This is a genomic window from Candidatus Acidulodesulfobacterium acidiphilum (genome assembly GCA_008534395.1).
Classification (GTDB): Bacteria; SZUA-79; SZUA-79; order Acidulodesulfobacterales; family Acidulodesulfobacteraceae; genus Acidulodesulfobacterium_A; species Acidulodesulfobacterium_A acidiphilum.
Genome location: SHMQ01000041.1, coordinates 1 through 8,494, shown reverse-complemented (window position 1 = coordinate 8,494; position 8,494 = coordinate 1). Strand labels below are relative to the sequence as shown.

The 8,494-nt window shown below is 35.5% G+C and carries 9 protein-coding genes; 1 reads left to right on the top strand and 8 read right to left on the bottom strand.

Features of this window, described 5'->3' with window-relative positions:
- Positions 1-459 precede the first annotated feature (459 nt).
- From EVJ48_09295 to EVJ48_09280, 4 genes are read right to left on the bottom strand one after another with little or no spacing between them, the layout of a single operon-like run.
- On the bottom strand, positions 460-1,392 hold the full coding sequence (locus tag EVJ48_09295; GenBank protein ID RZV37236.1) for a hypothetical protein: 933 nt from the start codon (positions 1,390-1,392) through the stop codon (positions 460-462).
- A gap of 19 nt (positions 1,393-1,411) precedes the next feature.
- A complete protein-coding gene (locus tag EVJ48_09290; protein RZV37235.1) occupies positions 1,412-2,191 on the bottom strand; it encodes an ABC transporter ATP-binding protein in 780 nt (259 codons plus the stop codon).
- Positions 2,192-2,194: 3 nt separating this feature from the next.
- Positions 2,195-2,950 carry a hypothetical protein gene (locus tag EVJ48_09285; GenBank protein ID RZV37234.1) on the bottom strand — a complete coding sequence of 252 codons (756 nt, stop codon included), beginning with the start codon at positions 2,948-2,950 and terminating at the stop codon, positions 2,195-2,197.
- A gap of 37 nt (positions 2,951-2,987) precedes the next feature.
- Entirely contained in the window at positions 2,988-4,145 is a 1,158-nt protein-coding gene (locus EVJ48_09280; protein RZV37233.1) for a glycosyltransferase family 1 protein, read from the bottom strand.
- A 70-nt stretch (positions 4,146-4,215) separates the two neighbouring features.
- On the opposite strand from EVJ48_09280, the gene EVJ48_09275 reads away from it, so the two are divergent.
- Positions 4,216-4,848 carry a MarC family protein gene (locus EVJ48_09275; GenBank protein ID RZV37232.1) on the top strand — a complete coding sequence of 211 codons (633 nt, stop codon included), beginning with the start codon at positions 4,216-4,218 and terminating at the stop codon, positions 4,846-4,848.
- Positions 4,849-4,885: 37 nt separating this feature from the next.
- On the opposite strand, the gene ychF is transcribed toward EVJ48_09275, so the two are convergent.
- The 4 genes from ychF to EVJ48_09255 are packed head-to-tail and all read right to left on the bottom strand — an operon-like array spanning position 4,886 to position 8,270.
- Positions 4,886-5,986 carry a redox-regulated ATPase YchF gene (ychF, locus tag EVJ48_09270; GenBank protein RZV37231.1) on the bottom strand — a complete coding sequence of 367 codons (1,101 nt, stop codon included), beginning with the start codon at positions 5,984-5,986 and terminating at the stop codon, positions 4,886-4,888.
- Between the two features lie 13 nt (positions 5,987-5,999).
- Entirely contained in the window at positions 6,000-6,605 is a 606-nt protein-coding gene (locus EVJ48_09265) for an aminoacyl-tRNA hydrolase (protein RZV37230.1), read from the bottom strand.
- 21 nt (positions 6,606-6,626) lie between these two features.
- Positions 6,627-7,283: a 50S ribosomal protein L25 gene (locus EVJ48_09260; protein RZV37229.1), complete on the bottom strand. Its 657-nt coding sequence runs from the start codon at positions 7,281-7,283 to the stop codon at positions 6,627-6,629.
- Between the two features lie 39 nt (positions 7,284-7,322).
- Positions 7,323-8,270 (bottom strand): ribose-phosphate pyrophosphokinase, encoded by a 948-nt coding sequence (locus EVJ48_09255; protein ID RZV37228.1) that lies wholly within the window; start codon positions 8,268-8,270, stop codon positions 7,323-7,325.
- Positions 8,271-8,494: the final 224 nt, after the last annotated feature.

The window sequence follows — 8,494 nt, the reverse complement described above, 5'->3', positions numbered from 1 at the left end:
TGCTATTTCTTATACAGTCATTTAATTCAATACATGCCATAGGATTCGAACACCCGGAGCGCGTAGCGCGTTAGGGGGTTCGTCGCTTTTAGCGTCCGAAGGACGCTCATCCCTCTCTCTCCGCCATAAATAAATGCTATTTCTTATACAGTCATTTAATTCAATACAGGCCATAGGATTCGAACACCCGGAGCGCGTAGCGCGTTAGGGGGTTCGTCGCTTTTAGCGTCCGAAGGACGCTCATCCCTCTCTCTCCGCCATTGCGTTAAGTAAAAGGTGTCAGATTAATTTTACGCAACATCTTTTATCGTTAATTATTTCTTTTTATATGCGTAAAATAAAATCCGACACCTTTTTCTCGTCACCTTTTTCTCACACTTTTTTTAAACATTATGCATATTCGTTCGGGAGGTTTTTTGTAGTTCCATTGAAGAATTGAATGATTAAAGCATAATTCCGTCAGCTTATATCTTTCCTTGAAAATATCAAGGAAGATATTATAAACAGCAAAACAGTATAAGAAATTCCGTATATAAGGCGGTAAAATATAATACCTGAGGAAATATTAAGTTTATATGCGGCTTCGGAACTTATATTGAATATGGAAAAGTTGGGCAGGACGGTATAAATAAAGTGGACTATGGAAGTCAACGTATGATTAGTCTGATGCACTATTACTATTTTGCCTTTAATAATCTTTTTTACCGGTTTAACCAAGTCGTTCATGCGGCTCGAAACGTTGCCTATAAAAAAAACAAGAATTGCAAAAATAGATGCCAAAGCTTTTGACGTTACTAAAGAAAACAGCAGTGCGGCGGCGGAAATAAATATCGACTCGATTATTATAAACAGTCCCTGAATTATTAACGGCTGGGGCAGCATATAAAAAGTAAACGGCCGGCGGGAGCCGGCATGAGCGGCGGAACTGTTTTGCAAATTAACGCTATTATGAACAGACTTTGCACCTGAAGCGACGGCTCCGGCGTTGGGCACGACAGGCACTATAAATTTATGCATAATCAGCAGTACAAAATAAAAAATAAACATCATTATGACCGTAGAAAAGATTATTGCTGCGGCAAGTCCAAGAAAACGTCCGGTTAAATATTCCGTTCTTTTAACCGGCCTTGTAATACTTAGAAAAATGCTTTTCTTTTCGATATCGTCGTAAACCACGGAAGATCCGATAAAAATTCCTATAAAAATATTGAAAATAGATATGGCAAATATAGAAAAATCCACCATAATTCTTCCCTGGTTTATGAAACTAGTCTGGGAAACGAAATAACTGCCCGATATAAGTATTAAGGCAAAGATTAAAAAAGAATAAAAAATTTTTGAATTCTTTATTTCTTTAAAAGAATACATTATTCCGTATAAAATATTTTTCATTAAATACCCCGCTAATTTGCTAATTTTTCCTGTTTTTAAGCATTAAATCGTAAAGATAAACCTCTAAGGGAGTGTTATATTCCCCGCTCAAACGGTCATCTTTTTTTTCTTCGGCATATGCAGCCGCTTCTTTTTCTATGTTTCCTAAGTTTTCGTTTTTTATTAATCTGCCGTTTACTAAAACAGCTATCCTATCGCACAGTTCTTTACTGTCGGCAAGCACGTGCGATGAAAAAAATATAGTTTTCTTTCTTTCTTTAAGTTTAAATATTATATCTTTAAACTCCTTGCGCCCTATAGGGTCTAGTCCGGACAACGGTTCGTCGAATATTAAAATTTCCGGATCGCCTATGATAGAAACCGCCAATGCCAGCCTCTGGGTCATTCCCTTAGAATATTTATGCGCATGGATATTTTTCGCATAGAAAATACCGGCTAATTTTAAAGCATCGTAAATTTCGTCTTTATTTATTTTTTTATTCAAGAGTTTTGAATAGTAATTAATAATTTCTATGCCTTTTAATCCGCGCGGGAAACTGGGATTTTCAGGCAGATACCCCAAATTAAGCCTTGCTCTGTAATCGGAAGAGTCGTATCCGTTAATTTTGATACTTCCGCCGGACGCCTTAATAAGCCCTACTATCATTTTAATGGTCGTAGATTTGCCTGCGCCGTTAGGACCGAAAAAACCGGTGACTTTTCCTCCGTCTATGTTTAAAGAAAGGTCTTCAACCGCATTTTTCCGCGTTCCGAAAAAACCTATCCTGAAATATTTCGTTACGTTTTTTATTTCAATCATAATTCACCCTCTTTTTTGAGGCATAAACAGTTTTAAAGAATACGGAATTTTATAATTTTTATGCTCTTTTTTAAGCGCTATCTCGTTTTTAACGGCATCTATCCTGTATTGTATTATCTGCTTAATATAAGGATTTTTGTTGTTTTTATACATGGTTTTAAGAAAACTTAGCGTTTTTTTAAGGCTTCCGGATTTATTAAGGAGTTTAATATATAAAAATTCTAAATATTTCGGACTGCCTTTCATATCGACGGCATATTTAAGATAATATGCGGCTTTTTTATAATTCCCTATATTGTAAAAATAGTTAAAAGATATGAGGAACGGTATATTCCAATTTCCTTTTAAATGGGTCATACCGAGCTTTAAAAGTTTTATGGCTCTTTTAGGTTTGCCCGTCAGTCCGAGAAGCGTACCGCCCGCCTGGTAAGCATAATTAAAATTAGGATTTAAAGAAACCGTTATGAACGAAATTTTATACATATACGGGTAATGCGCCTTTGCCAGCCTGAAGGATGAAGCCTCCTGAACGAAAAGCGTCCAGAAATAATCCGAAGTCAACGTATTAAAATTAAAATCTACAAATTTTAAAAATCCCGGTTTTACGGAGGAATATTTTAAAAATGAAACTAATTTCAATTTTAAACGGCTCTTTGATAAAGCCACTATATGAAAAGAAAATAAAATTGAATAGGCTAAAAATAGCATAATTAAAAAAACAGCTAAACCTTTTAAAAATTTATTTATGCTTATGCTCATTTTAAAATGTTATCTATATGCTAAAATTTCTTTTTATTTATTTCTTTCTATTTACGCTATTTAGCAATTCAATATAAAATTCAGCAGTTTGAGACGCCACCGCTTTAGCGTCGAATTTTTTTACGACTTCATTATAGCAATTAACAGCAAAATTTTCAATTAAATCATATTTATCTATTAAATACATTATTTTTTCCGCAAGTTCAAAAAAATCGCCGTTCTTAAACAACAGCCCTGTTTCGTTATTTTTAATTATCTCCGGAATTCCCCCTACATCCGAAGCTATAACGGTTTTTTTTAAAGCGCAGGATTCTATTATAATACTTCCCATTCCTTCAAGACCCGACGGAACGGTAATCAGGTCGGATGCATATATAAATTTTTCGATATTTTCCTTAAAGCCGCTTATGACGAAATAGTCTTTAAGTCCTTTTGCTTTAATTAAACCCACGATATAATCGTGCAATTCTCCTTCGCCTATTATAACGAATTTTAAATCCCGTCTTTTTTTTATTATTAATTCTGCCGCTTTTATAAATACTTCATGCCCTTTTTCGCCCGATAATCTACCAATGAGGGAAATCATTTTTTCGTCCGGTTTAATACCGAATTCTTCTCTTATTTCGGCTTTTTCGGATTCGTAAAAAGAGGCAGTTTTATTTTCATCGCCGCAGATCCTTGGACTGTAAATAACCCTGATTAAACTTTCGTCTATTCCTATGTCGTTAATCAGCCTTTTTTTAATAAAATCCGATATAACGATAAATCTGTCGGTTAAAAATCTGTATATTAAAAATCCTTTTAAAAAGTCTACTTTGTATGCAACATGCCTCGTTAAAACTTTTATTATCTTTTTTTTAAAAATAGAAACTGCTGCAATGCCGCCCAAAAATTGGTCTAAGGACGAATGAAAATTTATAAGGTCAATATCGTATCGCTTTAAAAAGCGCCTTATTTTTAAAAAAGAAAAAATATCGATAAAATTCGTCATTCTTACGGAAAAATTTTGAATGCCGCATTTATCCAATTCATCCTTTAATCTCTCGTTGTTATTATGAATAACGAATATATTGAATTCTTCGCTATGGTATAGTTTCAAAAATTTAAGCAGAATTACGACGTCGTTTTGGGCTCCGCCGAAATTTTTAAAAGCGTCTATATGAAGTATATTAAATTTATTTTTTTTGTTATTCATAATATTGTATGTTATTATAATGCTATATTATATATATTATACTTATTTAAAACAATTTTACTTTTAATTTATGCAGAATATTATTTTAATTTTTTTTAAAGACATCTTCCTTGCTTTAATTCCCATATTCGTCGCAATAGACGTTTTTGGAATTCTTCCTATTTATTTAGATTTCGTTAAAGATACTGAAGCAGACGAAGAAAAAAAGATTAGAAAAAATTCATTAATAACCGCTTTCAGCGTAGGAATAGGCTTTCTTCTGCTTGGCAAATCTCTTTTTGCGGTTATGGGAATTTCTATATACGATTTTGAAATGGCAGGAGGAGTTCTTCTGTTTATAATATCCATAAACAATCTTCTTGCGGAAAAACGCAAACTTTATTCGTCTGCAGACAAAGCGGATTTGGGAGTAGTTCCTATAGGCGTACCTTTAATAGTAGGTCCCGGAGTTTTAACTACGCTGCTAATAATTACCGGAATATATGGATATATAATAGTAACTATTGCTTTTATAATAAACCTTTTAATTGTTTACGTCGTTTTAAAAAACACAAGGCTTTTTTTAAGATATCTCGGAAAAAACGGTTCAAACGCCGCAGGAAAACTTGCAGCGCTTCTCCTTGCCGCATACGCGGTAATGATGATAAGGGTAGGGGTAATAAACACCATAATCACTTACATGAAGAGTCTGCATTCTTCTTAAACGGCAGTGCGGAATTCAACTCCGACACTGCCGCAAATCATACGTTAAATCTAAAATGCATTATATCGCCGTCTTTAACGACATAGTCTTTCCCTTCAAGCCTTAAAAGTCCCATTTTTGCAGCATTTGCTTCAGAACCTGCTTTGATAAAATCTTCGTAAGAAATAACTTCGGCTCTTATAAAACCTTTTTCAAAATCGGTGTGAATTGTTCCCGCAGCCTGCGGCGCTTTCCACCCGTTTTTTATTTCCCACGCCCTTACTTCCTGCTTGCCTGCGGTAAAAAATGAGATTAAACCGAGAAGTTTAAAACTGACCGAAGCAACGGTATCTAAGGCGGAAGATTCTATGCCGTAATCTTTAAGAAAAATCTGCCTGTCTTCTTCTTTTAAAGAAGCAAGCTCTTCTTCTAATTTTGCGCATAACCTTATAACCGGTATATTTTTGGGCTTTGCTATATTCATAATATCTTCTATATCTTTATTTAAAAAATCATGGGCAAGCATATCCTCGTCTACGTTGAGAACGTATAAAGATGGTTTTGCGGATATTATGCCGAGGGATTTCAGTAAAATTTTCTCGTCGCCGTCTAATCCGGCGATATCGATATAGCCGGATTCGGAAAGTTTATCGTTAATTTTTTTTAAAAAATCAAGATTGGAACCGGCCGTTTTATCTCCGCTTCTTGCTATTTTTTCAAGCTTTTGCATATGCTTGGAAAGAATTTCTATATCGCTAAGAGCGAGCTCCGTATTTATAATATCGAGGTCTCTTGCCGGATTTACTCCTCCCTCTACATGAACTACCGTGCTTTCTTTAAAAACCCTTATTACCTGAATAATTAAATCGACGTTTCTTATGTGGGATAAAAATTTATTTCCAAGACCTTCGCCCGACGATGCTCCTTTTACTAATCCTGCAATATCTACAAATTCGACGTATGTAGGGGTAAATTTTTCCGGATTAAATATATCGCGCAGTTTTTCTAATCTGCTATCTTTTACTGGTTTTATGCCTATGTTAGGTTCTATCGTGCAAAACGGATAGTTGCTCGCCTCAGCGCCTCCGGCGGTAATAGCGTTAAATATAGTCGATTTACCGACATTTGGAAGACCGACTATACCGCATTTAAGTCCCATAATATATTTTTAGTTATTTATGATTATAAAGATTCATAGTCTTAACAAGACCGCAATCTATAAAAGACAGTAAAATTTCGTTTATCGTTTGAATTATTTCAGGCAATACTTTTTGCTCTTCCTTAGAAAAATTAGCCAGAACATAATCCGCTCCGCTGCCGAATTTAAATCTTTCCAACGAATTAATGCCCAGTTTCAGCCGGATAAAATTTTTGCTTTGCAGTGAATTTATAACCGAATTAACGCCGTTATGCGATCCTCCGCTGCCGCCGAGCTTTATCTTGTAAGTTCCGAAGGCAAGATCCAGATCATCGTGAATCAATATTATATTTGAATCTTGAGCATCGGAATTTTCAGGTAATTTAAAAACGCCGTTTTTGTTTAAAACTTCTTTTACGGCTTTTCCGCTTAAATTCATAAATGTAAGCGGTTTTATCAAAAAAACTTTTTTTTCGGAAATAATTTTCTCGGAAATTAGATAATTTTTTTTATTAATAAAACCGGGGAAATTATTTTCTGCAGAAAAAAAATCTACCGCCGTAAATCCAAAATTGTGCCTTGAAAATTGATACTCGCGGCCCTGATTCCCAAGTCCAAAAATAAATATATTTTCCGGCATCTTTTTATTATTATAAAACTTTTAAGACTTTTTAGAATCTTGCTGAGTCGATGCCGCCGAAGTAGCCGCCGCCTGCGCCGCAGTTTCGCTTTCAACAACTTCTGCCGAAGCGGAAACTTCTTCAACCGTAGGTTCTGCAACCGTAACGATAGCCGCATCTTTTTCGGTTATAATTTCAATTTTGTCGCCCAAATTTAAATCCCCGACATGGATAATATCGCCTATGTTGAGACCAGAAACATCGATATTTACCGTGTCTATAATATCTTTTGGATAACCTTTTATGGCTATATGTCTCATTAGCGGTTCAAGAATACCTCCGAGTTTAACTCCTTCGGGCTTTCCATTAAAATGAATAACGGCTTCTATTTCTATTTTTTCATCCATGGATATTTCATGTAAATCGACATGAATGATGCCGTCGGTTACGGGATCCTTCTGAATTTCTTTTATGACGGCCATTTTACCGTTAACGCCGGCTTCGTTGCTCAATATGTTAATGAACGAAGATATAGAATGTTTTGCAAAAGCCTTAAGAAATTCTTTGTAGTTAATGAGTATGATATGCGATCCTGTTTTTTTTCCGTACAGTACCGCCGGTATCAAACCGTTTTTTCTCAATGCTTTAAGATTGTTTTCTTTTTTCCTGATTTCAATATTTAAATTAATGATGTCCAATTAAAATCTCCTTTTACGATAAGTTATTTTTTTTATTATTTATATAAACAACGAGCTTACAGAATCTTCTTCATGAATCCTCTTAACCGCTTCCCCTAGAATATTAGCCGTACTTAATATTTTAAATTTGCCGGATAAATCGTTTCTATGTTTTTGGTCTATAGTATCCGTTATTATAAGTTCTTTTATGGGAGAATTATTTATCTTTTCTACGGCGCTGCCTGATAAAACGCCGTGGGTAGCCATCGCGATTATTTCTTTTGCGCCGTTGTCGGCTAAAGCCGAGGCGCCTTGCGCTATAGTGCCGGCAGTATCGATCATATCGTCCAGCATAATTGCAGTTTTATTTTTTACGTCTCCTATGACATTCATTATTTCGGCAACGTTTGCCTTTATTCTCCTTTTATCGATTATGGCTAGATTTGCCCCCAAATGTTTAGCAAAAGATCTTGCCCTTTCGACGGCTCCGGCATCAGGAGAAACTACAACTATATCCGAAGAATCGTAATTCTTGGTCTTTATATAATCCAGAAGAACTGGCGCCGCATACAAATGGTCGACTGGAATATTAAAAAATCCCTGTATCTGTCCTGCGTGCAGATCCATAGATAAAACCCTGTTCGCCCCTGCGGTCGTTATAATATCGGCTACTAATTTTGCGGTAATTGGAACCCTTGAAGCAGTTTTTCTATCCTGTCTTGCATAACCGTAATAAGGAACCACGGCGGTTATCCTATATGCCGAAGCTCTTTTCATAGCGTCGATCATAATCAGCAATTCCATCAAATTTCTGTCAACCGGATTTGACGTGGACTGCACAAGAAAAATATCGCACCCTCTTACGTTTTCGTTGATATTTATAAAAGTTTCGCCGTCGCTGAATTTATAAACTTCCGCATCTCCAAGAGACATACTCAGATAAGCAGCCATTTTTTCGGCAAGTTCCTTGTTTGAATTTCCGGAAAATAATCTTAGTTTATTTGTCATTTTTAATTTAACTTCTATCTTTTCTATTTACATTCTGCTGGCTGGGGCGGGAGGATGACTCCCTTCGGTCGTGATCCCATACTCAACATTATAATTTATTTAACTTCTATCTTTTCTATTTACATTCTGCTGGCTGGGGCGGGAGGATGACTCCCTTCGGTCGTGATCCCATACTCAACATTATAATTTATTTAACTTCTATCTTTTCTATTTACATTCTGCTG